This window comes from Nostoc sp. KVJ20, assembly GCF_001712795.1.
Classification (GTDB): Bacteria; Cyanobacteriota; Cyanobacteriia; order Cyanobacteriales; family Nostocaceae; genus Nostoc.
Map to the genome: position 1 here is coordinate 1 of NZ_KV757844.1, position 540 is coordinate 540.

The 540-nt window shown below is 41.7% G+C and carries 1 tRNA gene and 1 rRNA gene; both read right to left on the reverse strand.

Annotated elements, in window-relative coordinates:
• A 23S ribosomal RNA gene (locus tag A4S05_RS38190) occupies positions 1–130 on the reverse strand; the annotation flags it as partial.
• A gap of 252 nt (positions 131–382) precedes the next feature.
• Positions 383–455: transfer RNA gene (locus A4S05_RS38195), tRNA-Ala, on the reverse strand.
• Positions 456–540: the final 85 nt, after the last annotated feature.

The following is a 540-nucleotide window of genomic DNA, read 5'->3' on the forward strand; positions in this document are numbered from 1 at the left end:
AGGGTTGCCCCATTCGGAAATCTCCGGATCTCTGTTTGCTTCCAACTCCCCGGAGCATATCGTCGGTAACCACGTCCTTCGTCGCCTCTGTGTGCCTAGGTATCCACCGTTAGCCCTTATTAACTTGACCACTCAAACATTTGGTGTTCTACAATTTTGCATTCACAAATAGTTAGTTCTGCTTACTTCGTCACTTCCTACTGATTTTACTCAGCACTCAGCACTCAGTACTCAGCACTAATAATGTCTGTGTCTGCCTGCTAATTTCGCGTTACTATGCAGTTTTCAAGGTTCTGGCTGAGAACTAACTCAGCAGTCTGACTTACATTAAGTCATGTTGCTGATTTCTCACTAGTTTTTCTGTTTTGGCAATCGCCACAGGTGGAGGTTAGCGGACTCGAACCGCTTACATCCTGCTTGCAAAGCAGGCGCTCTACCAACTGAGCTAAACCCCCAGATACAATTAAAAATTGATCATTAAAAATTAAAAATTGAATTTTCTTCGTTTTTAATTTTGCATTTTACATTTTTAATTGATTC